The 23,054-nt window shown below is 51.7% G+C and carries 25 protein-coding genes; 6 read left to right on the forward strand and 19 right to left on the reverse strand.

The window, feature by feature from the left end:
* Positions 1-70 precede the first annotated feature (70 nt).
* Positions 71-2,164, reverse strand: coding sequence for a copper-translocating P-type ATPase (locus tag PP263_RS20410; RefSeq protein WP_308368646.1), 2,094 nt, complete (start codon positions 2,162-2,164; stop codon positions 71-73).
* Between the two features lie 229 nt (positions 2,165-2,393).
* On the opposite strand from PP263_RS20410, the gene PP263_RS20415 reads away from it, so the two are divergent.
* Genes PP263_RS20415 through PP263_RS20425 form a run of 3 tightly spaced genes read left to right on the forward strand, consistent with a single transcriptional unit; the run spans position 2,394 to position 3,685 of the window.
* Positions 2,394-2,852 carry an ATPase gene (locus tag PP263_RS20415; protein WP_308365889.1) on the forward strand — a complete coding sequence of 153 codons (459 nt, stop codon included), beginning with the start codon at positions 2,394-2,396 and terminating at the stop codon, positions 2,850-2,852.
* A 55-nt stretch (positions 2,853-2,907) separates the two neighbouring features.
* Complete coding sequence (locus tag PP263_RS20420) at positions 2,908-3,162, forward strand: DUF5676 family membrane protein (protein ID WP_308365890.1); 255 nt, start codon at positions 2,908-2,910, stop codon at positions 3,160-3,162.
* 25 nt (positions 3,163-3,187) lie between these two features.
* Entirely contained in the window at positions 3,188-3,685 is a 498-nt protein-coding gene (locus PP263_RS20425) for a hypothetical protein (protein ID WP_308365891.1), read from the forward strand.
* Between the two features lie 362 nt (positions 3,686-4,047).
* On the opposite strand, the gene PP263_RS20430 is transcribed toward PP263_RS20425, so the two are convergent.
* Positions 4,048-4,398: a hypothetical protein gene (locus tag PP263_RS20430; protein WP_308365892.1), complete on the reverse strand. Its 351-nt coding sequence runs from the start codon at positions 4,396-4,398 to the stop codon at positions 4,048-4,050.
* Positions 4,399-4,475: 77 nt separating this feature from the next.
* Here PP263_RS20430 and PP263_RS20435 point away from each other — a divergent pair, with 77 nt between their 5' ends.
* Both PP263_RS20435 and PP263_RS20440 read left to right on the forward strand, forming a co-directional pair.
* Entirely contained in the window at positions 4,476-4,997 is a 522-nt protein-coding gene (locus PP263_RS20435) for a DUF2975 domain-containing protein (RefSeq protein ID WP_308365893.1), read from the forward strand.
* A 9-nt stretch (positions 4,998-5,006) separates the two neighbouring features.
* Positions 5,007-5,231 (forward strand): helix-turn-helix transcriptional regulator, encoded by a 225-nt coding sequence (locus PP263_RS20440; protein ID WP_308365894.1) that lies wholly within the window; start codon positions 5,007-5,009, stop codon positions 5,229-5,231.
* On the opposite strand, the gene PP263_RS20445 is transcribed toward PP263_RS20440, so the two are convergent.
* From PP263_RS20445 to PP263_RS20525, 17 genes are all read right to left on the reverse strand, one after another.
* Complete coding sequence (locus tag PP263_RS20445) at positions 5,215-6,009, reverse strand: CPBP family intramembrane glutamic endopeptidase (protein WP_308365895.1); 795 nt, start codon at positions 6,007-6,009, stop codon at positions 5,215-5,217. The two genes, PP263_RS20440 and PP263_RS20445, sit on opposite strands and share 17 nt — an antisense overlap.
* A gap of 138 nt (positions 6,010-6,147) precedes the next feature.
* Complete coding sequence (locus tag PP263_RS20450) at positions 6,148-6,297, reverse strand: hypothetical protein (RefSeq protein WP_308365896.1); 150 nt, start codon at positions 6,295-6,297, stop codon at positions 6,148-6,150.
* A 20-nt stretch (positions 6,298-6,317) separates the two neighbouring features.
* The gene (locus PP263_RS20455; RefSeq protein ID WP_308365898.1) at positions 6,318-6,713 is read right to left on the reverse strand and encodes an FAD-binding oxidoreductase; all 396 of its coding nucleotides are present in this window, start codon (positions 6,711-6,713) and stop codon (positions 6,318-6,320) included.
* A gap of 307 nt (positions 6,714-7,020) precedes the next feature.
* Positions 7,021-7,206 (reverse strand): antitermination protein NusB, encoded by a 186-nt coding sequence (locus PP263_RS20460; protein WP_308365900.1) that lies wholly within the window; start codon positions 7,204-7,206, stop codon positions 7,021-7,023.
* 236 nt (positions 7,207-7,442) lie between these two features.
* Complete coding sequence (locus PP263_RS20465; RefSeq protein ID WP_308365901.1) at positions 7,443-7,793, reverse strand: hypothetical protein; 351 nt, start codon at positions 7,791-7,793, stop codon at positions 7,443-7,445.
* A gap of 167 nt (positions 7,794-7,960) precedes the next feature.
* Positions 7,961-9,517: an IS1182 family transposase gene (locus tag PP263_RS20470; RefSeq protein ID WP_308365903.1), complete on the reverse strand. Its 1,557-nt coding sequence runs from the start codon at positions 9,515-9,517 to the stop codon at positions 7,961-7,963.
* Between the two features lie 167 nt (positions 9,518-9,684).
* Positions 9,685-10,044, reverse strand: coding sequence for a hypothetical protein (locus PP263_RS20475; RefSeq protein ID WP_308365904.1), 360 nt, complete (start codon positions 10,042-10,044; stop codon positions 9,685-9,687).
* 82 nt (positions 10,045-10,126) lie between these two features.
* On the reverse strand, positions 10,127-10,498 hold the full coding sequence (locus PP263_RS20480; RefSeq protein ID WP_308365905.1) for a hypothetical protein: 372 nt from the start codon (positions 10,496-10,498) through the stop codon (positions 10,127-10,129).
* A 103-nt stretch (positions 10,499-10,601) separates the two neighbouring features.
* Positions 10,602-11,090, reverse strand: coding sequence for a DUF4259 domain-containing protein (locus PP263_RS20485; protein WP_308365907.1), 489 nt, complete (start codon positions 11,088-11,090; stop codon positions 10,602-10,604).
* A gap of 115 nt (positions 11,091-11,205) precedes the next feature.
* Complete coding sequence (locus tag PP263_RS20490; protein WP_308365909.1) at positions 11,206-11,832, reverse strand: hypothetical protein; 627 nt, start codon at positions 11,830-11,832, stop codon at positions 11,206-11,208.
* Positions 11,833-12,042: 210 nt separating this feature from the next.
* Positions 12,043-13,479: a group II intron reverse transcriptase/maturase gene (gene ltrA, locus PP263_RS20495; protein ID WP_308365910.1), complete on the reverse strand. Its 1,437-nt coding sequence runs from the start codon at positions 13,477-13,479 to the stop codon at positions 12,043-12,045.
* Positions 13,480-14,203: 724 nt separating this feature from the next.
* The gene (locus tag PP263_RS20500) at positions 14,204-14,698 is read right to left on the reverse strand and encodes a hypothetical protein (RefSeq protein ID WP_308365911.1); all 495 of its coding nucleotides are present in this window, start codon (positions 14,696-14,698) and stop codon (positions 14,204-14,206) included.
* Positions 14,699-14,823: 125 nt separating this feature from the next.
* Entirely contained in the window at positions 14,824-15,264 is a 441-nt protein-coding gene (locus PP263_RS20505; protein WP_308364407.1) for a hypothetical protein, read from the reverse strand.
* Positions 15,265-15,348: 84 nt separating this feature from the next.
* Complete coding sequence (locus tag PP263_RS20510) at positions 15,349-15,810, reverse strand: hypothetical protein (protein WP_308365912.1); 462 nt, start codon at positions 15,808-15,810, stop codon at positions 15,349-15,351.
* A gap of 127 nt (positions 15,811-15,937) precedes the next feature.
* On the reverse strand, positions 15,938-16,339 hold the full coding sequence (locus PP263_RS20515) for a GFA family protein (protein WP_308365913.1): 402 nt from the start codon (positions 16,337-16,339) through the stop codon (positions 15,938-15,940).
* A gap of 152 nt (positions 16,340-16,491) precedes the next feature.
* A complete protein-coding gene (gene ltrA / locus PP263_RS20520; protein ID WP_308365914.1) occupies positions 16,492-17,988 on the reverse strand; it encodes a group II intron reverse transcriptase/maturase in 1,497 nt (498 codons plus the stop codon).
* A 796-nt stretch (positions 17,989-18,784) separates the two neighbouring features.
* Positions 18,785-20,341, reverse strand: coding sequence for an IS1182 family transposase (locus tag PP263_RS20525; protein WP_308364408.1), 1,557 nt, complete (start codon positions 20,339-20,341; stop codon positions 18,785-18,787).
* Between the two features lie 1,753 nt (positions 20,342-22,094).
* Here PP263_RS20525 and PP263_RS20530 point away from each other — a divergent pair.
* A complete protein-coding gene (locus PP263_RS20530) occupies positions 22,095-23,045 on the forward strand; it encodes an integron integrase (protein ID WP_308368647.1) in 951 nt (316 codons plus the stop codon).
* Positions 23,046-23,054 lie beyond the last annotated feature (9 nt).

The raw sequence follows: 23,054 nt of genomic DNA on the forward strand, positions 1-23,054 counted from the left end.
AAAGGAGCGCAGCGACGTGCCCATCTTCAGCCGCGCTGATGGGCACGCTGCGCTTTGCCCATCCTACAAATCACACATCGCTGCGGTTCAGGCGCAGCGCGTTGCCGATCACCGACACCGAGCTTGCGGCCATGGCGGCGGCCGCGATCATCGGCGACAGCAGTAGGCCGAAGGCCGGGTAGAGCACACCGGCGGCGATGGGCACGCCGGTGGCGTTGTAGACGAAGGCGAAAACCAGGTTCTGCTTGATGTTGCGCATGGTGGCGTGGGAGAGGCGCCGGGCCCGCGCTATACCGCGCAGATCGCCCTTGACCAGGGTTACCCCGGCGCTCTCCATGGCCACGTCGGTGCCGGTGCCCATGGCGATACCCACCTGGGCCTGTGCCAGCGCCGGTGCATCGTTGATGCCGTCGCCGGCCATGGCGACGATGCGTCCCTCTCCCTGCAGGCGTTTGATGGACTCCGCCTTCTCGTTGGGCAGCACCTCCGCGAATACCTTGTCGATACCCAGCTTGCGCGCCACCGCTTCAGCGGTGGTGCGGCTATCGCCGGTGATCATCACGATTTCCATTCCCTCTTTGTGCAGGAGTTCGATGGCTTCCGGGGTGGAATCCTTGATCGGGTCGGCGACGCCCACTAACCCTGCGGCCTCGCCGTCCACCGAAACGAACATCGCGGTCTGGCCCTCGGCGCGCAGGGATTCGGCGGTGTGCAGCAGGCCGTCGATATCCACTCCCAGGTCTTCCATCAGCGCTTTGTTGCCGAGCGCCACGGATTTGCCGTCCACGCGCCCGCGCACGCCCTTGCCGGTGATCGAGTCGAAATCCTCGGCCTTCGCCAGTTCGATCTCCTTTTCCTCGGCGCCGCGCACTATGGCCGCGGCCAGGGGGTGTTCGCTGCCGCGTTCCAGGGAGGCGGCCATGCGCAATAGCGATTCCTCGTCGAAATTCCCCGCGGGCTCGACGCTGACCAGCCGCGGCTTGCCCAAGGTCAGGGTGCCGGTCTTGTCCACCACCAGGGTGTCCACCCGGCGCAGGGTCTCGATCGCCTCGGCGTTTTTGAACAGCACGCCGAGCTTGGCGCCCTTGCCGGTGGCCACCATGATCGACATGGGGGTGGCCAGGCCGAGGGCGCAGGGGCAGGCGATGATCAGCACCGCCACCGCGTTGATCATTGCGTAGGCGCTGCGCGGCTCCGGACCGATGGTGATCCAGACCGCAAAGCTGATCAGCGCGATGATCACGACTGCGGGTACAAAATACGCGGCTACCAGATCCGCCAGGTTCTGGATGGGCGCACGGGAACGCTGCGCCTCTGCCACCATCTGCACGATTTGCGCGAGCAGGGTCTCGGTGCCCACGCGCTCCGCCTCGATCACCAGGCCGCCGGTGCTGTTGACGGTGGCGCCGATCACTTTCTCTCCCTCGGTCTTCTCCACCGGAATCGGCTCGCCGGTGATCATCGACTCGTCCACGCTGGAGCGGCCCTCCAGTACCACGCCGTCGATCGGTATTTTCTCGCCGGGGCGCACCCGCAGCTTGTCGCCGGTTTTTACCCGATCCAGGGGAACGTCTTCCTCGCTGCCGTCGTCGTTGATCCGCCGCGCGGTTTTCGGTGCCAGCTCCAGCAGTGCGCGGATGGCGGCATTGGTTGCGCTGCGCGCCCTGAGTTCCAGCACCTGGCCGAGCAGTACCAGGGTGACGATCACTGCGGCAGCCTCGAAATAGACGCCGACCATGCCGCCCTCCTCACGAAAGGACTGCGGAAAGTAGTGGGGAAACAGCAGCGCAATCACACTGTAGAAATAAGCCACACTCACCCCGAGGCCGATCAGGGTGAACATATTGAGATTCCAGGTGATCACCGAGCGCACCCCGCGCACGAAGAAGGGCCAGCCGCCCCAGAGGACTACCGGTGTCGCCAATATCATTTCCAGCCAGCCGCTGATCCCGGGCGGAATCCACTCGTGCAGCGGCAGGAAGGGGATGAACTTGGACATTGCCAGCAGCACCACCGGAACCGTTAGCAGGGCGCTGATCCAGAAGCGCCGGCGCATATCCTTCAGTTCCGGGTTCTCCTCCTCGGCAGTTGCGCTGCGCGGTTCCAGCGCCATCCCGCAGATAGGGCAGTCGCCGGGTTCGCTGCGCACGATTTCCGGGTGCATCGGGCAGGTGTAGGTGGCGCTGTCCTCCCTGTCGGAGCGGTGGCGGGAATCCTGTTCGGAAGAGTGCGAGTGTTGCGGCATAAGGGGGTTCCCCGGCACGTTTTACCGACGGTGGCCATCGTTTGAAGAGTAATAGACTAGTCGCTGCGGTTGCTACAATTTGTTGAAGGCGTGGCATTTGTGCGACCGAACTCTGCGTCAAATTCCACATCATCACTGGAGAGCGGTGATGCAAGTTGAAACCCTGAAGGATGTGTTGGTGTGGACCCGGGAGTTCCACAGGAATTTATCCGATTGTTTGCGCCATTGCGCGCTCAACAATGAGAACTCCCGCGCCAAGCTGCTGCTCGACTATCTGGCGCAGCACGAGCAGGAGCTTTCGCAGATAGTTTCCGGGTTCGTGGAAACCGCGGAAACAAGAGCGCTGAATACCTGGTGCTACGACTACATGGAAAAGCATCCGATTCTGCACAGCGCGCACTGCGACGCGCCTTTCCAGGATCTCGAACCGGATGAAATCATGGGCGTTATCACCGACCAGCACGAGCAGGTGATCGACCTCTACCGCTACCTCCACGCCAGGGCGGACATTGAGGCCACCCGCGAGCTGATGGAAGAGCTGGAATCGCTGGAGGAGCAAGCGGCCAGGCAGATGAGCCAGGGTGCCAACCGGATGCAGGAGATGTAGCTATCCTGCGGATCGAAACGATCGGTTTTCATTTTATAGAAAAGAGAGTCTCGAGATGAAATTACACGCCTGTAAATTCGGTATCGCTGCCGGAATCAGCTTCGGCATTGCCTGGCTGCTGTGCAGCCTGCTGGTGATGCTTCTCCCTGGCATAACGATGAGCATATCCGGCGATATGCTGCATATGGATATCTCCAGGGTGGGGTGGCACATCACCGCCGTGGGAGTCTTTATCGGCCTGATCGCCTGGGTTATCGTCGCGGGTTTTATCGGTTGGCTGTTGGCCTGGGTATACAATCGACTGGTCTGATCTTTGCTACGCCGGGACGATAATAATGACGGATTTGAACCTGATGTTGCGGCGGGACCCGGTTTGCGGCGCGACGGTGGCGGAGAATTCCCACGCCTGGACGCACCTCCATATCCGCTATGCCTTCTGCTCGGAGCACTGCCGGGAGCGCTTCAAAAAATGGCCTCACCTGTATGTGGGCGATCCGACCCACGGCCTCTCGGAAAAACAGCGGGGCAAGGTGGTGCGAAAATCCCACAGGATCAAACTGGTTGAGCCGGTCGACAGGCAGCGGCTACCCGAGGTCAGGGAAGCTATAGAGTCTCTGACGGGTATCGAATCCGTGGAAATCAGTGGCGACGAGATAGCCGTGGCCTACGACCTGATACAGGTTTCCTTGCGCGATATCGAGGCGGTAATTGCCGGGGAAACTGGCGATTTGAGCGATGGGATGGCGGATAGGATTCTTCGGGCGATGATTCATTACAGCGAGGAGTGCGAGCTGGACAATCTCGCGCATCTGGCCAGCCACTACCGCGCCTGAAGGGTGGTGAAGCTGGAAACCGCTCCTTGAGCCAGTACTGTTTAGTTAACCGGTTCTTGTAGGAGCCTGCTCGCAGGCGAACGACTACGGAGTTCCATTCTTGTTCGCCCGGCAGACCCGCTGGCGCCCAACTACCAAAACCGCCATCTTTTTTCTTATCGTCAGAGTCTATTTTTCTAACAGTTCTCTACGCTCACGCTCATATTCCTCGTAGGATTTATTTGCGTGCTCCATGCACTCCTCATGGCGTGATGGCGGTTCCTTGAGGCACTCATTACGCTGATGGATGCGCATATTGTCATATATCGCTCTATTGCTGCATGCTGCGATCCCCAACAACAATAACAATATCAGTAACCTGTTCATGGTTGACAGCCGCCATTTTCTTCAAAGTAACGAACCAATAGCAGCATGGCATTGCGCTTGCCGTATTGTTCACCATGTTCCTGCATAAAGCGGATAATGGCCGACACGTCGAATATCTCTTTCGGTTCTCTGCAATACAGTTTCTCCAGGTAATCCGTCTCTTCGTCGAGGGTTGCGAGCAGATCCAGCGCTCCACCGACATAGGCTTGCAGGACTGGATGGTCGCTGCACGCACCGGGGGATGATTCACAGATTTTGGAAAACTCCTCCATAGTAAGCGCGGATACATAGGTCGTCTGCAGTGAAAACAACGCCAAAATGGTGGTGGCGAATAAGCGAACAGTCATTGAAAATAATCCTCTTGACGAAATTATCGTAAAACGATAATTTAGTAATGTTAAACAACTATGTCAAGAGGGTTTACATGGTCCGATACTTCTCCCTGTTAATCGCCCGAGGCTGTCTGGCAATACTTGTTCTTGCCCCTGTAATCGCCTTGTTCTTCTTCGTCGATATTGATGCTTTTGCCGCCATAGCCAAGAGTAACCTGAATTTGCCGATACAATGGCAGACGGTCTCCACAGTGCAATGGTACAGCTTGTGGTTGTTGACCATGTTCTACCTTTCCATTGGCCTGGGTGGCCTCTATTTCCTGCACCGCGCATTCACCAACTTTGCGAAGGGGGAACTCTTTAACCCGGATAATAGCCGTGACCTGCGGCTGTTCTCGATCTTCCTGTTTGCACAGGCACTTGCCAAGCCGCTGCATTTCGCACTTTCCAGTTTACTGTTATCGATGAATCATCCTGCGGGCCAGAAGATGCTCTCAATTTCTATGGGCAGCAGTGAAATCAAGGTGATCGCATTAGCCATGATTCTGTGGGTGATGAGTGATCTACTGGTCAAGGGCAGTAAACTCGAGCGCGAAAACAGGCAGTTCATCTAGAGGTTTTCAGTGTCTATTGTCGTTAACTTGGATGTCATGCTGGCTAAACGGAAAATTCGTGGCAAAGAATTGGCCGCTCAAATCGGCATTACCGAACAGAATTTATCGCTACTGCGTACGGGAAAAGTCAAGGGCGTGCGATTCTCGACACTTGATCAGATTTGTCAGGTATTGCAGTGCCAGCCAGGGGATATCCTCGAATATGTTCCCGATGGATTTAGTTCTGAGGTGTAGGCGATTTTCCGTCTTCCAACTCACGCCACGCCACCTCGCGTCGGGAAGCACGTTCGGCGATCATCGTTGCCAGCGCGAACGGCACCATGCCCAGCGCGACGAGCTGTAGGGGTTCCGTTCCAGTAATGGCGAAGTATCCTCGCTCCTCATTGAGCAAGAGTTGCGCAACAGTCTGAAAAGCCGTGTGCAATCCAATCGACGCCCAAACTGAGCCTGTCACCACACGGACAAGGCCGAGCACGAACCCGATGGTGGTGAACAGCATCAGCCGCTCGAAGGGCAGCGTGTCCAGCCTGATCGCCCAAAGGATTGTTCCCCACAGGCCGAATAGCAGTGCTTGCCCTATGACGCCGAGGATCCGTGAGTGTCGTTCAGCGAGCGCCCGGTAGAGGTAGCCCCGAAACGCGAGTTCTTCGGGAAGGGCTTCGTAAAGAAACACCAGAACCACAAGCAGTGGCACGAAGGCCAGGATCTCCCCCAATGCAGCAACAGGGGTGATGGTTGTCCAGCCGAAACCGAGTACGACTGCGAGTCCCAGGACCAAGGGAGCGAGGAAACTCAACGCGCCGATGGCGAATGGCTTCGCCGCCGCGTTCAGCGACAGCGGCAATCCCAGACCTGCCAGTGTGCCGCCGTCGAGCCATCGCCGCGCGGTCATCACCATGGGCACCGCCAGAAGAGTCGCGAGCAGCGCGCTCTGGATGTGACCCGAGAGCGTGTACCCCTCGCCATACACCCAATAGCGCAAGGCGTGCAACGTCAACCAGATCGCCAGCATCGCTGTCCAGACCACGGCGACTCGGATATACGGCCTATTCATTCCTGGCATGGATCTTTTGGTGCTCCGGAACTTTGAAAAGATAATCTTGAACCGCCTAACATCGCAATTACGCGCTTGTCGCGGGAATTCCTAGGGTCAGGAGAAAGCAGCGTCAGGGTCGACAAGGCCATTGACGCGATAGGGCAATCCGGCCTCTTCCAGTGCCCAACGTACACGTATGTCACGCACATAGCCCCGCGGCATCTCGGGAACCCAATCGAAGGTCGTGAGGATCAGGTCGGTCATTCAGAGCCTCCTTTCATTTGTTAATGACCATCTTCCATTACCTTTATTTGCATTATTTCGTCTTCAGTTAATGTCTTATAGCCTCTTGGAAAAGGCCAGCCATACCCCCAACGAAACCTGGTGGGAAGATATGGAGTGCCACCGACTCTAACACCAGCGAGCATAAGAAGAGCAATCTCTGGCTCTCCTACAGCAGATACGCAAGCTTCTAACGCCTTATCTGCAGCCAGGCGATCTTGGTATGTGCCGCCTTTCCAGTAAGCATAGTCATGAACAACACAGCACGACAGCCATAATTCATTGTGTTCAAGGCTACCATTTGGAAAAGAGCTACACCCGTCAGATTCGAATGGCCGGATTTCATTGGCCAGAGAGCTTAACGGGAAAAATACTAATGAAAACAGAAGATTTCTCATGACTGTAAGTAATTATCAACGCCCGCATTTGCGGCTATTATTTGACCTGTAACACCGCAATCAGACACGGCTTGATTTGGGTGCTTTTTGCACGAAAAAAAAGGAAGCGCAGCGACCGTGTAGAAAATATGACGTGGCTGCGTTGCCTTGTAAACAAACAGAGATCAGCCGATACCTTGGAGACTGGCACCACACCAAAAGCAGTTTGGTCGGGATCTCTTTATCTGATGGCCGCAATCCGGACAGCTTTTCCCCGCTGATGGATCAAACTTTCCATCCAGCTTTCCATCACGCAGGTCAATTTCAATCATTTTTCTTTTGGCTTTTCTAAAACTGCCAACAGAAAGGTTGCTATTGGACCAATAAATAGAGAAATTATAAACCAGAGTAGTCCGCTTCTATTTTTGCCTTGCGCAAGCACACAGTTAATGAGTGCCAGTGTTCCCCAGCCAACAAAATATTGGCCGCCAACCTGTATTAAGTTATCTTCCATATGGTCACCTTTAAATTAAGTCAGACATTAACAATAAGAATGCAAAGTTCTCTTTTTGTTTTCCAGCGAATATGTCGGATTCAACTGCCTAGCTAACGAGGCTGTAGAAAACTCCAGTCTTTCATTCTGGTTATATTTCGCCAAAAAACGCGCTCCTACGTGAATTCTGCCCTGTTTTGACAGCGTTGGGCGCCCCGCGGAGGCCCGGAGCAAACTGCCTGCGTTTGTTATGCGGTTTAGTTGAATACAATTATTTCACCTTGTTTGGGTGCGTAGCTTGCGGCCTCTGGCCCAATAAAATCGCCATCTTTCAATGAGACTGAGACAGCTGCACCGTTATCAAACTTCAGGTGTATTTCATCGTCGTTTGAAAAAGCATCAATTATCATCGAGCCGATAAGTGCATTAAGGCTAGGCGCGCCCACAACAGTATGAGAATTCTCAATAACAAACCAACCCTTATCAAAGGCTAGAGATTGGCCTTTGATGTTCAAAACCTGACCACTATCGTCAGCATCCACATATGCGGCGTCACTCTCGGTGATACTCTCCAATACTGCGCCTATGATTTCTGTGAATTTATACATTTCTGATTAGCTCTTTGGCATAACGAGGCTGTAGAAAAACTATTTCGGAGAATCAGCTCTTCCAGCCATATTTTGATTGATCATTGAACCCGATTAAAACACAGTCCTTTCACATAGTCATCCAATCTGCGCAGCCAATAGAGAGGCTTCGTCAAGAGCCTTCTGGCTCAGTGAATCGCTCCATAATTCATCAGCTTTTCAATGTTATGCACCAAACAGAACATCCGCCATTGCCCCTGGACCTTGTCCAGGCCGCGTAACGTGAATCGATTTAGGCCCTTGTTGGTGCCTGTATTGCCAAATACCGGCTCCACCACGGACATTCGGTGCCCGTAGATCAACTTTCCTTCCTGGCTGTCGATGCGTCGCTTCATCCAATCTGTCGCGGTGTGGCCATTGGTCACTGTAATCGAGACCTGGCGACCGTGCCCCTCCCTTGTGTCGGCGGCACTTGGATTGCGCATACACTGGTCTTTCAGTTGGCAGCTGCGACAGTCGGTCAGGTTACCTTCAAAGACCAGCTTTCTTTTACCTTTGACAGGTCGAGATTCACCAACGAACCAAAGAGACTTTCCGGCCGGACAGATACAGATCTTGTTCTTGGCATCGATTTGAAATTCGCTGGCCGGGATGATCTTCTTCTGGCCTTTGGCATTGTACTGATTCCGCTTACCATACTTCTTTTTCTGCTTAGAGAAAGCTTTGTCTCTGGATCGGAACTTATTGTCAGGGATGTAGGCGTTGATGTTCTCTTTGCGGAGATAATCATTATTCTCCTCACTGGAGAACCCGGTATCTGCGGTTATGATTACCTGACTTTTGAGGATATCGTCATGGATTCCGGTATCACGATACCGCTTTCTGATACCGTCCAGAATCGACTTCAACGTATGCTGTTCCTGGCCGGAGCCAAAGGCCTGGGCTTCGACAATGATCTGGTGTTCCTTATCGACGGCGGCGATACCGTTGTAGCCCTGTATTGTGCCTTTGCTGGTGGTCATTTTGGCGGATTCGTTATCGGTGATGTTGCTCTTTACTTCTTTCTGGTTCTTTCCTTGCCCCTTCCTTGGGGTTGCCGTCTTTAGGAACTGATCAATCTTGTCGAAGTGCTTTTGGAGGGTTTCAGTGGCCTGGGCGAGCTGCTTCTTTCGGTCTCGCTCTTTGGGCTTTCGCCCGTCGAGCCGTTTGTGCTCTTCGATGCAATGCCGGATCTTCTTCTGGATTTTGTCTCGCTTCTGTTCCAGTTCTTTGAAAGTGCCGGAATGCTCTTTGGAGGCGTCTGAGGGCATCTTGCAGCCGTCAATGGCAAAGAGTTCATTGCCCAGTAGGCCCTGCTGGTCGCAGACAAGCAGTACCTGCTCGAAGACAGACTCAATGGCGTCGGGGTAGCCGCTGACAAAGCTCGCGATACTGGTGAAGTGGGGGACGGTGTCGCAGGAAAGGGCTTTGAAGATGATGTTGTTTTCACATTGCCATTGGATCTCGCGGCTGGAGGTGATGCCTTTGGCGTAAGCAAACAGGATGATCTTGAGCAGAATCGCTGGATCGTAAGCGGCTCTGCCGCCCTGATCATTGCTGTATTTGTCGTAGAAGGGGGAGAGGTCTATACGCCCGTCGATCAAACGGTGGAGAGTGAACTCGAAAGTGCCAGGCTGGAGTTGGTCTTCGAAGTTAATGACGACCATGGCGTCCTGGCTGTAGCTGTATTTTCTGAAATTTGGCATATCCCCTCCCTTTGAGGGTCAAATTTTACCAAAAAACGCTGGGTTTTAAGAGTTTTTCTACAGCCTGAACGTTGCTAGCTGGGGCGGCCTACGCTGTTTATGCGCGCAGCCATAGCGTAGGCCGTCCCGCGGAGGCGCGTAGCGCCGGAGCGTACAGCCTAGCCTTGTTATGCTGACTTAGCCCACCCACGTGAGTCCATGCAGTTCAGGTACATGGTATTCTTCATTTCTTGATGTTTAAAAACAAGCTCCTGTTCATTTGACTCGGCTTTTCGCCTAATCGCTAGATTCTGTAATTCACTAGGGGATTTACCCTTTGGATCATCTAATATTGGCCGTCCTGCTCCAGTTGGACCACCTATAGAGTTTCCAAAAATGGAATTGACAGCTGCTATGCAACCTTTTCTATCACTATCGAAATCCGAAATAGGCTTTTCCATCCCAGTTTTTGGGCGCAAGTCAAAGCCTGGGTTGTATCCGGCACATCCGACCACAATACAAGTAAAGGACAATAGATATTTTTTCATTAATTTCCTTGAATAACGCCGCGCACACCGGCGCGAGCTTGCGAGCGTCCGACAGCCGAAGGCTGTGTAGTGCTGCGCATGGTTAGTGTGTGCTGGCGCAACGTCCAACATACTTGTAAGTTTTAAATAGCAAAAAACCTACGATAGCTACTGTAACCGAAACATACAATGCCGGAGCACCAGTAACCCAGAGCTGCATAGGTACAATCAGTAAAACTAGAGCGAAAGCCCAAACACCGACAGCTCTTTGGGCCCAACCCTTTCCTGCAAACAACGAAAAAGCCGCCGTTGCTGCGCAAATGACATATGCAAATACGCAAGCGGCAAGCGCCTTTGCCTGCCACTGTTCATCTCTAAGCATAATTAATGCGTTTCCAATACCGCTCAGGGTAGATATCACCAAGCAGCTGGCTAGGAAGTTGGTCCATCCTGTTTTTTTCATGGCTTTAATCACACTAACGCCGCTAGCAACCGCGAACGGAGCATCGCGTAGTGAGTCGAGGCAGCGCGTTTTTTGCGCTGCCGGTGTTGGCTAGCCTTGTTAGGCACTTTTAAGATTACTTTTTTATCTGCATTTTTAAGACAGGTTTACCATCTTCGTTTAATTTTAACCATCCCGATTCAATACCACTTTTGATGTACTCCGTGCGTATTTTTAATTCGTTTACTGCAGCCCTCCAGGGCATATCTCCCTTTTCTTTCCATAACTGTTTAAGTTCAGATTTTGAATGTTCGGTAGCAAAGAATAAAGCAAAGTTGACTTTTTGCTTTAGCCGTAATTGATCCTTTGGCTGATACTTCTTTATCCACTTTGCGAGTTTCCTTGGCATGTCTGCTGCAGATCTGTTTTCTAAAGCGGCTACCACCTCAGCCCCTACAATTACAGAACTACACAAATCAACACTAATTGTGTCGTCATTTTCATATGCATCTAGGCATTCTTTGACCCAGACTTCTATTAACCTGTAGCCATCACATTCTAAAAGATATTCAACAGCATCAGCCGCTGCATCATTTTCAAAACTTCCAGGATTCCAGGTGCCCATATCGATATGCCTAACGCCCGGCTATGGCGCCGGAGTGCAGTTGGATTTTTTTTGTGGTACCCACCACAAAAAAAGGCCGACGGAACGGAGGTCGCACATGAGCCGCTTGTTATACCTATGTGGTTAGTTGGTGATGTAAAAATGCATCCCACACTTTTCCGCTTTCTGCTGCGCTTAGGTAGGTATTTAGGACATCATCTCCAAATGAATCACCTATACTTCTTTGAATATAAGAAAGCAAATTGGCATCCTTGGCAGTGGCATTGTCAACCTCTTTCACGATGTCAATCGCGACCTTAAACTCACGATTTATTTTTTGCTCATTACCTAGGACCTTATTTTTAAAATCATAAGGGAACTCACCAAATCGGTAATTTAGCCATTCCCTCTCTTCTTGTAACTCGTTCATCAGATCAAAAAAAGACTGATTTAAAATTCCTTTAGAGCAGTAGTATGTTTCGATCAACCCTTTCAGAGTGGAATGCCTGATGCGCTCAAGCTTTTTCGTGTCAATTAGAGGATTCAGCCAACACAGCACCATGGACATATGAAATAGGGAATAGTAGTGCCCAATTGGCGGCAGCAAAACACCGCTAGTACTCTTTAGCGCACTGCTGGCACCGACACGAAATGAAAATGCAGCAGCAAAGTGCAACGCCATTTTTCGCGCTCTCTCAGATTGCTCAGAACTGTCCATTGTCCTGTAGCTTCGAATGAATGCGTCGCGATGTTTTTGTTCCATGGTTCATACTTTCTCTTAGGTACCTGGTAGCTAAGGGCCTTGCGGCCCTTCGCCCCATAAGAACTGTACGTGATAGTTTCCCATCATACAGCTCAAGCCCTTTGAAGGCCGCACAAGCGACCCACCTATTCATATCCAATATGGCCTCCATTTAGGCGGCCAGTTTCTCATACGACGAGCTGTTCAGGAACCTTCGATCCCGTCGTGCATTCACCCGCTGCTTCTTGGCTCTCGCTTCAAAGTAATCGCTGTCCTCCAGATCATATGGATTGGCATCACTGCGTATCTTGCTGTGATACCGAATCGGCAGGTCACTGGCCTTGAACAACCGTATGAGTTTTGGACCCGACGTTGTCGGATAGTAGCACCCGTACTCAATACGACCTTTGAAGCGCTCACGGTAGCGTTTCTGATCCATGCCCACGTCTTAGATCGGTGTTCCCTTTGAAGCCACTTTTTCACCAGTGGATAGATCTTGTCGTCGACGTAACTCAGGCGTTCTTTTGCTACCACGTGTCGATACGCATAGGCCCAGCCTCTGATCACAGCGTTGAGTTTTGCCAGTAGGGCGTGAAACGGAATGCCGCGATATTGCTTCAGCACGCCTCGCACCTTCATAAGCAACTCTCGGGTTTTACCGTCTTGAGGCTGGATCAGCAAGGTTTTTCGGTACTTTTTAAAATGAAAGCCCAGAAAGTTGAAGCCTTGCTCAATATGACTGATGCGCGTTTTCTCTTCTGAGAGCTGTAATCCGCGCTCTGCCAGGAAACGTTCAACCTTTGGCCGAACCTCTTCCTCCAGAGCAGCTGGACTCTTCCCTGTAATAATGAAGTCGTCTGCATATCGAATGACGTGCAGTTTACTGCGCCCGCGACTGCGCGAGGCAGGAACGACCAACTCTTCCAAACCGTCTAGTGCCATATTGCACAGGATCGGCGATATAATGCCACCTTGCGGGGTGCCGTCTTCCGTTTCGTAGCGTGCTTCCTTGTCCATATACCCCGCTTTAAGCCATTGCCTTAACACCCGCTTGGGCAGCGGGATATGCGTCAACAACCATTCATGACTGATGCGATCAAAGCAGGCTTTGATATCAGCTTCCAGAACCCATTGTGCTGCGGTCCTTTGGGCCAGAACAATAAAACCTTGCTTGCAGGCATCGTGCAGGCTGCGCTTCTCTCGAAATCCGTAGGAATGTTTATCTCCCGTGGTTTCCGCAATCGGCTTAAGCCCCAGCGCATAGAGCGCTTGCATTGCCCGGTCGTGAAGGGTAGGTATTCCTAAAGGGCGGCGTTTGCCGTTCTTTTTCGGAATATAGATCCTGCGCAGCGGTTGCGCTCGATAACCGGCTGTCCTTAGTTTTTGCGCCGCACGCCAGTATTGACCCGGTGACGTCCAGAGCACCCCGTCAACACCCGCTGTGCGGCTTCCTTTATTGGATATGACCCGTTTAACAGCCAATACTTTCGCTGCAAACGAGCGCGATAACAGGTGTTGCAGAGCGCGAGCTCTACCCCACCGCTGTTCGCGTATAGATTTTGCGATACGCACTTGCAGTCGATAAACGTGCTTTTCCACTTCCGGCCAGTCAATCGCCAGCCATCGTTGGGCATCGCTTGAAGGTGCACCAGCTTTTTCAGCCATCATTTGCCTTCCTTCATAAAATCCATTCTGCAAATTCTCTCGCAACAAAGCACCGAGGGGACGTCTGCTCACTTTCGTGCCGGACAAATCTTGAATCCGTATATTCTCCATTACAGAAAATCATTCGCTTTTTCCCCCATCTCATGGACGCAGAGTCTCCGGCTCCATCACTGGCTACCTTCTTCCTCCGTGAAGGCTCTACGACATTGCCATGTTCTGCATAAATACCTTAACGAGCGAGTTAGATGGAATCTGTATCCCGGCAATGCGGTGTCTACGCGCAACCCACGTTATCAAGGTTACGACCGAGATTGCTTACCGTTTTGGTGACTGCCTATCAGTGTCTTTGGCAGATCTGGCGTCTCACGGGACGTCAACGATTCTTCACATATGTTCATCATGTCACTCCATCCTAGCCCCCGACCGCCTGACACTGGCAGTTCCGATTCCCCTCACGGTTCCTCTTAACAGGGTTCATTGTCCCCAGCGCTTCATACCAAATCCGTTTCGCATGGTGGGTAGGATACTGGTGGTAGAACACCAGGTTGCGCTTTCGAAAGCTTTTCTGTTGAATTCGCCAGTAGTGCACGAACTCATCAACTGCGAAAAACCTCGAATTACAACATATATTTATGCAACTTCATGTCGCAAATAACACCGCCAGCACGCGCGGCTTTGTAGTGGAGGCGAAGCCGTAACGGAAAAGCCGTCGCTGTGCCTGGCCATGTTATGCATATGCCTGACCTGTACGTTGTGATTTTTCACATGTAGCTAACCTACGCCAGTTTTTAGAAGCATACTTGTGGGCTTGCTTGAGTGAAAACCAAAGTGCTACCGTGCTCAGTATAGGAATATTTTTAACACCGTGAAACACAGTTATGCGAGTAACCTTTGTTTTATTATTTTCTATTGGCTCTAAGATAAAGCTGTCTTGCAGGAAGCTAACCCAATTTTTACACCAAACGTCACTTTCTTTCATTTGGTAGACTAATTTCCGATTTTCTTCTAGTTCGACGATGTTTTGTCGGATATAACCCTTATCAGTAGTACATTGTCTTGTATTCCCAATTTTGGGCTCACCCTCGAGAACTTTGCAGCTAAGTGGTTTTGGAATGCCAAGACGGAATGCTAGTGGATAGCTATCATCCATCGTTGCGTGGAAGAAATTAGGATAAATATCTTCAGGCAAGCAATCGAATACCCATGACGATTCAATTTTCATGATGCTATCCTCTTTGCATAACGCCGCGCTCAAGGGCGGACAATGCTATGCACCTTTGTGCAAAAATGGGAGCGCAGCGACCAGCACAAAGGTGCATAGCGTTGGCCGTCCCCTGCAGCGCTTGGTTAGCTGCGTTCCTCATGCTCGAACCATATAGTATGCCTAAGGCTTAATGAGCCTGAACAATGTACACATTTTTTGACCGGTAAGGCCATTGCCCTCTTCCACATGTCACGTGGATCTGTACAGAAAAAGTAGAGATCCCATACGCCTGGGGTTCCCGATATTCCGCTTCTCTTGTCGCAGTGCTCGCATATTACATCTTCGATGTGAACTCGATGCTTTTCTCCAGCGATGGTGATAAAGCAAATTAACTGGTAGCGGCCTTTCGCTCCCATTAAAGCGACTTCAACGCCTCTGTACTCTCGATATTCATGAAGTGCACGAGAGAGTGTCTCTAGATGAAAAAGTTTATCTCCTTCAAAGGAACCTGTTTCTAATATATGAGAAATGTCATCTTGATTTAGAAAAATTAGATTCTGTCCATCTAGGTTTACTTTTTTCACTGAACTATTTTCTCATGCAGCTAACGCCCGCATTTGCGGCTGGTTTGGAGCGCAGCGGAAAACCAGTCCGACAACATGCGCTTGTTAAGTTTTTGCCCATTGATTTTCATAAACGCCAACTCCGAGACGAAGGCAGTCACTGAGTTCTTTCGGCTCTACGCCACAATAAATGGACTGAACAATCATCGTATGATTTTCTTCGCCGGAGAATGCCAACTCATATCCGTGGCCATTCCAGACGTCGCCTATTTGCCTAGCTTGTGCGATGGTTTTGCCGACAAATCGCTCAAAGGGTTGATGCTTGCAGATAATGTAGCCGTCTTGATTTGTAATTTCAGGCAAATCAGGGCATTCATGAACACCAAGATATTCGCCGCCAACTTCCCCCTGCAACGCAAACACTCCATTCGAAGTGCCAAGGTAAACTACGTTAAATTCTGGATCTACCACATTGATCAAGACGGTATGCAAGGTAGCTCCTTCCAGCTTTGGGAGAAGCTTACTAGATTCTTTTGTATACCCTTCGTAATCTTCTTGCATAGTCATGTTTTAAACTTAACGTTGCGCTCTGGGGCAGTTTACTTTATGCACCTTTGTGCGAGAATGCGAGCGAAGTGAGCCGCACAAAGGTGCATAAAGTAAACTGTCCCTCAGCAGCGCCTTGTTAGGCGGATTACCCACTATAGCCCTCAACGTGCTGTTTACCTGAATCCCCAATTTCTTCCCACTCAGCTTTGGAGCCAACAAAAAGATGATGTGCTACTTTAAGATTAGTGGTATCCGTGGATATTAAGCTTACAGGAACATACATATTCTTTTCATCGTTTTCACCGGGAACCGGAGAGCCACAAATCTCACAGAAACTCGTTTGCCAATCATGTTCTGGCTTTGACCATAGACGGACATGATCTTTACCTTTCGACCACTTAAAATCAGCTTTACCTACGATGCTAACAGCGATTCCCATGCTTCCGGTCGATCGGCGACAAATTGAGCAGTGGCATATAAATACATCTGAAATTTCTCTGTTTATTTCAAACGACACCGCCCCACAGTTACAATTTCCTTTTACCATTGCTTAAACTCTGATTTAACGCACCTGGTAGCTAAGGGCCTTGCGGCCCTTCGCCCCATAAGAACTGTACGTGATAGTTTCCCATCATACAGCTCAAGCCCTTTGAAGGCCGCACAAGCGACCCACCTATTCATATCCAATATGGCCTCCATTTAGGCGGCCAGTTTCTCATACGACGAGCTGTTCAGGAACCTTCGATCCCGTCGTGCATTCACCCGCTGCTTCTTGGCTCTCGCTTCAAAGTAATCGCTGTCCTCCAGATCATATGGATTGGCATCACTGCGTATCTTGCTGTGATACCGAATCGGCAGGTCACTGGCCTTGAACAACCGTATGAGTTTTGGACCCGACGTTGTCGGATAGTAGCACCCGTACTCAATACGACCTTTGAAGCGCTCACGGTAGCGTTTTCTGATCCATGCCCACGTCTTAGATCGGTGTTCCCTTTGAAGCCACTTTTTCACCAGTGGATAGATCTTGTCGTCGACGTAACTCAGGCGTTCTTTTGCTACCACGTGTCGATACGCATAGGCCCAGCCTCTGATCACAGCGTTGAGTTTTGCCAGTAGGGCGTGAAACGGAATGCCGCGATATTGCTTCAGCACGCCTCGCACCTTCATAAGCAACTCTCGGGTTTTACCGTCTTGAGGCTGGATCAGCAAGGTTTTTCGGTACTTTTTAAAATGAAAGCCCAGAAAGTTGAAGCCTTGCTCAATATGACTGATGCGCGTTTTCTCTTCTGAGAGCTGTAATCCGCGCTCTGCCAGGAAACGTTCAACCTTTGGCCGAACCTCTTCCTCCAGAGCAGCTGGACTCTTCCCTGTAATAATGAAGTCGTCTGCATATCGAATGACGTGCAGTTTACTGCGCCCGCGACTGCGCGAGGCAGGAACGACCAACTCTTCCAAACCGTCTAGTGCCATATTGCACAGGATCGGCGATATAATGCCACCTTGCGGGGTGCCGTCTTCCGTTTCGTAGCGTGCTTCCTTGTCCATATACCCCGCTTTAAGCCATTGCCTTAACACCCGCTTGGGCAGCGGGATATGCGTCAACAACCATTCATGACTGATGCGATCAAAGCAGGCTTTGATATCAGCTTCCAGAACCCATTGTGCTGCGGTCCTTTGGGCCAGAACAATAAAACCTTGCTTGCAGGCATCGTGCAGGCTGCGCTTCTCTCGAAATCCGTAGGAATGTTTATCTCCCGTGGTTTCCGCAATCGGCTTAAGCCCCAGCGCATAGAGCGCTTGCATTGCCCGGTCGTGAAGGGTAGGTATTCCTAAAGGGCGGCGTTTGCCGTTCTTTTTCGGAATATAGATCCTGCGCAGCGGTTGCGCTCGATAACCGGCTGTCCTTAGTTTTTGCGCCGCACGCCAGTATTGACCCGGTGACGTCCAGAGCACCCCGTCAACACCCGCTGTGCGGCTTCCTTTATTGGATATGACCCGTTTAACAGCCAATACTTTCGCTGCAAACGAGCGCGATAACAGGTGTTGCAGAGCGCGAGCTCTACCCCACCGCTGTTCGCGTATAGATTTTGCGATACGCACTTGCAGTCGATAAACGTGCTTTTCCACTTCCGGCCAGTCAATCGCCAGCCATCGTTGGGCATCGCTTGAAGGTGCACCAGCTTTTTCAGCCATCATTTGCCTTCCTTCATAAAATCCATTCTGCAAATTCTCTCGCAACAAAGCACCGAGGGGACGTCTGCTCACTTTCGTGCCGGACAAATCTTGAATCCGTATATTCTCCATTACAGAAAATCATTCGCTTTTTCCCCCATCTCATGGACGCAGAGTCTCCGGCTCCATCACTGGCTACCTTCTTCCTCCGTGAAGGCTCTACGACATTGCCATGTTCTGCATAAATACCTTAACGAGCGAGTTAGATGGAATCTGTATCCCGGCAATGCGGTGTCTACGCGCAACCCACGTTATCAAGGTTACGACCGAGATTGCTTACCGTTTTGGTGACTGCCTATCAGTGTCTTTGGCAGATCTGGCGTCTCACGGGACGTCAACGATTCTTCACATATGTTCATCATGTCACTCCATCCTAGCCCCCGACCGCCTGACACTGGCAGTTCCGATTCCCCTCACGGTTCCTCTTAACAGGGTTCATTGTCCCCAGCGCTTCATACCAAATCCGTTTCGCATGGTGGGTAGGATACTGGTGGTAGAACACCAGGTTGCGCTTTCGAAAACTTTTCTGTTGAATTCGCCAGTAGTGCACGAACTCGTCAACTGCGAAAAACCTCGAATTACAACATATATTTATGCAACTTCATGTCGCAACTAACGAGGCTGTAGAAAAACTATTTCGGAGAATCAGCTCTTCCAGCCATATTTTGATTGATCATTGAGCCCGATTTAAACACAGTCCTTCCATATAGTCATCCAATCTGCGCAGTCAATCGAGAGGCTTCGTCAAGAGCCTTCTGGCTCAGTGAATCGCTCCATAATTCATCAGCTTTTCAATGTTATGCACCAAGCAGAACATCCTCCATTGCCCCTGGACCTTGTCCAGGCCGCGTAACGTGAATCGATTTAGGCCCTTGTTGGTGCCTGTATTGCCAAATACCGGCTCCACCACGGACATTCGGTGCCCGTAGATCACCTTTCCTTCCTGGCTGTCGATGCGTCGCTTCATCCAATCTGTCGCGGTGTGGCCATTGGTCACTGTAATCGATACCTGGCGACCGTGCCCCTCCCTTGTGTCGGCGGCACTTGGATTGCGCATACACTGGTCTTTCAGTTGGCAGCTGCGACAGTCGGTCAGGTTACCTTCAAAGACCAGCTTTCTTTTACCTTTGACAGGTCGAGATTCACCAACGAACCAAAGAGACTTTCCGGCCGGACAGATACAGATCTTGTTCTTGGCATCGATTTGAAATTCGCTGGCCGGGATGATCTTCTTCTGGCCTTTGGCATTGTACTGATTCCGCTTACCATACTTCTTTTTCTGCTTAGAGAAAGCTTTGTCTCTGGATCGGAACTTATTGTCAGGGATGTAGGCGTTGATGTTCTCTTTGCGGAGATAATCATTATTCTCCTCACTGGAGAACCCGGTATCTGCGGTTACGATTACCTGACTTTTGAGGATATCGTCATGGATTCCGGTATCACGATACCGCTTTCTGATACCGTCCAGAATCGACTTCAACGTATGCTGTTCCTGGCCGGAGCCAAAGGCCTGGGCTTCGACAATGATCTGGTGTTCCTTATCGACGGCGGCAATACCGTTGTAGCCCTGTATTGTGCCTTTGCTGGTGGTCATTTTGGCGGATTCGTTATCGGTGATGTTGCTCTTTACTTCTTTCTGGTTCTTTCCTTGCCCCTTCCTTGGGGTTGCCGTCTTTAGGAACTGATCAATCTTGTCGAAGTGCTTTTGGAGGGTTTCAGTGGCCTGGGCGAGCTGCTTCTTTCGGTCTCGCTCTTTGGGCTTTCGCCCGTCGAGCCGTTTGTGCTCTTCGATGCAATGCCGGATCTTCTTCTGGATTTTGTCTCGCTTCTGTTCCAGTTCTTTGAAAGTGCCGGAATGCTCTTTGGAGGCGTCTGAGGGCATCTTGCAGCCGTCAATGGCAAAGAGTTCATTGCCCAGTAGGCCCTGCTGGTCGCAGACAAGCAGTACCTGCTCGAAGACAGACTCAATGGCGTCGGGGTAGCCGCTGACAAAGCTCGCGATACTGGTGAAGTGGGGGACGGCGTCGCAGGAGAGGGCTTTGAAGATGATGTTGTTTTCACATTGCCACTGGATCTCGCGGCTGGAGGTGATGCCTTTGGCGTAGGCAAACAGGATGATCTTGAGCAGAATCGCTGGATCGTAAGCGGCTCTGCCGCCCTGATCATTGCTGTATTTGTCGTAGAAGGGGGAGAGGTCGATACGCCCGTCGATCAAACGGTGGAGAGTGAACTCGAAAGTGCCAGGCTGGAGTTGGTCTTCGAAGTTAATGACGACCATGGCGTCCTGGCTGTAGCTGTATTTTCTGAAATTTGGCATATCCCCTCCCTTTGAGGGTCAAATTTTACCAAAAAACGCTGGGTTTTAAGAGTTTTTCTACAGCCTGAACGCCGCCAACAGGGGCGACCAACGTTGTGCGCCTTTTGCGCAATAATGGGAGCGCAGCGACCGCGCAAAAGGTGCACAGCGTTGGGCGTCCCGCGGAGGGCCGAAGGCCCGGAGCGAACTGCTTGGCCTTGTTATTGTTGACGCGCTTTAGACAGAAAATTGCTACAGCGCACCAAACTTTCAGCCGGTAAAAACAAACATACTTTGAGTGGCACTGTTGCGTACAACGCACCACCTTCTTTTGATCTTGCGATTATCCAGACCAGAACGCTCCACCTTACTACCCCCGCCGCCTCCATCCAACTTTTAGGATGGATGCCTCTGAAGGCAATTAAAATCGTCTCGTAAATCCAGTGCTTGAGATCCAGGCTTTACGAAGTTGGATGTTTTTCATTTTCCTGCCAAGTACACAAAGGTTTACTTGGCGGCGGCTCTGCGGGCCAGAACAATAACGCCGCGTTCAGGGGCGGCTAACTTTGTGCGCTTGATTGCGCGAAAATGGGAGCGAAGCGACCGCGCAATAAAGTGCACAAAGTTAGCCGTCCCCTGCAACGCATTGTTAGCGCGATGATGAAACTCCGAACATCTCTACGGAGAACGGACTGGCCGCAACCACTTAACCCCACCGAATTACGCAGCGGACTCAGCTTGGAACGCAAACTTTCCGCAACCACCGCTCCGAACCTGGCACCGACTCTCCGAGCCGCTTCCAGGAAATGCCTTTAGAATCAGTACTACCGAATTCTAAACGAAAACATTTTGTGCCAGCGCTTCAGCGATTGTACTTTGAAACGCAGTACTTTCTTCTCAATGCCGACCGCTCATTTTCATTTAAAAAGCGGCGACACTCTAAAAAAACGCTAACGCCGCCAACAGGGGCGACCAACGTTGTGCGCCTTTTGCGCAATAATGGGAGCGCAGCGACCGCGCAAAAGGTGCACAGCGTTGGGCGTCCCGCGGAGGGCCGAAGGCCCGGAGCGAACTGCTTGGCCTTGTTATTGTTGACGCGCTTTAGACAGAAAATTGCTACAGCGCACCAAACTTTCAGCCGGTAAAAACAAACATACTTTGAGTGGCACTGTTGCGTACAACGCACCACCTTCTTTTGATCTTGCGATTATCCAGACCAGAACGCTCCACCTTACTACCCCCGCCGCCTCCATCCAACTTTTAGGATGGATGCCTCTGAAGGCAATTAAAATCGTCTCGTAAATCCAGTGCTTGAGATCCAGGCTTTACGAAGTTGGATGTTTTTCATTTTCCTGCCAAGTACACAAAGGTTTACTTGGCGGCGGCTCTGCGGGCCAGAACAATAACATTTATATAGTGGCCTCCAAGGCCACTTTGCCCCAGGCCGATATCTCTTGGTGAAATTTCGCACAGAATGCCCGCAAAGCCCCGCGAGGTCAAGGTTGTAGAGGATTCTTGTATGGCTCCCGCTTTTGGCAAAGTGATCACCGCGCCTCCTATCCCATTTCCAGAGGGGAAGTGTAACCACTTGTTTCTATTGTGATTTCTGGCAATTGCGGATTCTGCGCTGAGATATCGGCCTCGGTGATCATTTTCCCATTGGCGCTCGTGCCGCCAATACTGTATATATAGCCAGCACAACCTTCATGCATCAGGCAAGGAGTCGCAGATGATTGATGTTCCAGTCCCTTTACCAGCCCAGCCCGTCCGTTTAATGGACCGGCTGCGGGCGTTTATGCGGGCGCGGCATATGGCTTACCGCACGGAGAAGAGCTATTGCGGGTGGATTCGGGAGTTCATCCGCTTTCACGACAAGCGTCATCCGGAGACGATGGGGGCGGCGGAGGTGGAGGTGTGGCTGAGTCACCTGGCTAATAATCGATCGGTTGCAATCAATACGCAGAAGACAGCGCTGAATGCGGTTGTGTTTTTGTACAAGCAGTTTCTGGGGCGGGAGCTGGGGGAGTTGAAGTTCAACCGAACGGCTAAGGGGCGCAGGTTGCCCACGGTGTTCACCCATGAGGAGGCGGTGCGGGTACTGTCGCTGATGCGCGGGGATCACAAGCTGGCGGCGAGCCTGATGTACGGTTCGGGGCTGCGGGTGATGGAGGCGGTTCGCTTGCGGGTACAGGATGTGGATTTCGGGCAGGGGTGCCTGTTTGTGCGCGAGGCGAAGGGGGAGAAATGGCGCCGCACCTTGTTGCCGAATACGCTGGTGGAGCCGCTGCGCGCGCAGGTCCAGCTGGCGCTGGCTCTGCACCAGCAGGATTTGAGCGAGGGCTTTGGGGCGGTGTATTTGCCCGGCGCGCTGGCGAAGAAGTATCCGAAAGCACCGGTAAGCTCGGCATGGCAGTATGTGTTCCCTGCGCCCAATCGCGCGCTGGACCCGCGCAGCCAGGTGGTTCGCCGTCACCATCTGGGCGAGCAACAGGTTCGCCGTTCGGTTGCGCGGGCGCTGGCCGAGGCACGGATTCACAAAAAGGCCAGTTGCCATACCTTTCGGCACTCGTTTGCCACCAACCTGCTGCATGCCGGTACAGATATCCGCAGTATTCAGGAGCTGATGGGACACAGCGATATCAATACGACCATGATTTATACCCATGTGGTCGGCGCTCATGAACGGGGTGTGACGAGTCCGCTGGATGGGGTGGGTTTTGGTTAATGAGCCGGC

The organism is Microbulbifer sp. TB1203 (assembly GCF_030997045.1).
Classification (GTDB): domain Bacteria; phylum Pseudomonadota; class Gammaproteobacteria; order Pseudomonadales; family Cellvibrionaceae; genus Microbulbifer.

What these genes read in the sequence shown, in the direction of transcription:
- PP263_RS20455 (WP_308365898.1), bottom strand. Translation starts at nt 6,713, where the DNA reads ATGAGAAATCTTCTGTTTTCATTAGTATTTTTCCCGTTAAGCTCTCTG.
- PP263_RS20530 (WP_308368647.1), top strand. Translation starts at nt 22,095, where the DNA reads ATGGACCGGCTGCGGGCGTTTATGCGGGCGCGGCATATGGCTTACCGC.
- PP263_RS20445 (WP_308365895.1), bottom strand. Translation starts at nt 6,009, where the DNA reads ATGCTGGCGATCTGGTTGACGTTGCACGCCTTGCGCTATTGGGTGTAT.
- PP263_RS20515 (WP_308365913.1), bottom strand. Translation starts at nt 16,339, where the DNA reads ATGGTAAAAGGAAATTGTAACTGTGGGGCGGTGTCGTTTGAAATAAAC.
- PP263_RS20415 (WP_308365889.1), top strand. Translation starts at nt 2,394, where the DNA reads ATGCAAGTTGAAACCCTGAAGGATGTGTTGGTGTGGACCCGGGAGTTC.
- PP263_RS20475 (WP_308365904.1), bottom strand. Translation starts at nt 10,044, where the DNA reads ATGAAAAAATATCTATTGTCCTTTACTTGTATTGTGGTCGGATGTGCC.
- PP263_RS20485 (WP_308365907.1), bottom strand. Translation starts at nt 11,090, where the DNA reads ATGGGCACCTGGAATCCTGGAAGTTTTGAAAATGATGCAGCGGCTGAT.
- PP263_RS20465 (WP_308365901.1), bottom strand. Translation starts at nt 7,793, where the DNA reads ATGTATAAATTCACAGAAATCATAGGCGCAGTATTGGAGAGTATCACC.
- PP263_RS20410 (WP_308368646.1), bottom strand. Translation starts at nt 2,164, where the DNA reads ATGCACCCGGAAATCGTGCGCAGCGAACCCGGCGACTGCCCTATCTGC.
- PP263_RS20430 (WP_308365892.1), bottom strand. Translation starts at nt 4,398, where the DNA reads ATGACTGTTCGCTTATTCGCCACCACCATTTTGGCGTTGTTTTCACTG.
- ltrA (WP_308365910.1), bottom strand. Translation starts at nt 13,479, where the DNA reads ATGATGGCTGAAAAAGCTGGTGCACCTTCAAGCGATGCCCAACGATGG.
- PP263_RS20500 (WP_308365911.1), bottom strand. Translation starts at nt 14,698, where the DNA reads ATGAAAATTGAATCGTCATGGGTATTCGATTGCTTGCCTGAAGATATT.
- PP263_RS20425 (WP_308365891.1), top strand. Translation starts at nt 3,188, where the DNA reads ATGACGGATTTGAACCTGATGTTGCGGCGGGACCCGGTTTGCGGCGCG.
- PP263_RS20490 (WP_308365909.1), bottom strand. Translation starts at nt 11,832, where the DNA reads ATGGAACAAAAACATCGCGACGCATTCATTCGAAGCTACAGGACAATG.
- ltrA (WP_308365914.1), bottom strand. Translation starts at nt 17,988, where the DNA reads ATGATGGCTGAAAAAGCTGGTGCACCTTCAAGCGATGCCCAACGATGG.
- PP263_RS20525 (WP_308364408.1), bottom strand. Translation starts at nt 20,341, where the DNA reads ATGCCAAATTTCAGAAAATACAGCTACAGCCAGGACGCCATGGTCGTC.
- PP263_RS20420 (WP_308365890.1), top strand. Translation starts at nt 2,908, where the DNA reads ATGAAATTACACGCCTGTAAATTCGGTATCGCTGCCGGAATCAGCTTC.
- PP263_RS20450 (WP_308365896.1), bottom strand. Translation starts at nt 6,297, where the DNA reads ATGACCGACCTGATCCTCACGACCTTCGATTGGGTTCCCGAGATGCCG.
- PP263_RS20460 (WP_308365900.1), bottom strand. Translation starts at nt 7,206, where the DNA reads ATGGAAGATAACTTAATACAGGTTGGCGGCCAATATTTTGTTGGCTGG.
- PP263_RS20510 (WP_308365912.1), bottom strand. Translation starts at nt 15,810, where the DNA reads ATGACTATGCAAGAAGATTACGAAGGGTATACAAAAGAATCTAGTAAG.
- PP263_RS20470 (WP_308365903.1), bottom strand. Translation starts at nt 9,517, where the DNA reads ATGCCAAATTTCAGAAAATACAGCTACAGCCAGGACGCCATGGTCGTC.
- PP263_RS20435 (WP_308365893.1), top strand. Translation starts at nt 4,476, where the DNA reads ATGGTCCGATACTTCTCCCTGTTAATCGCCCGAGGCTGTCTGGCAATA.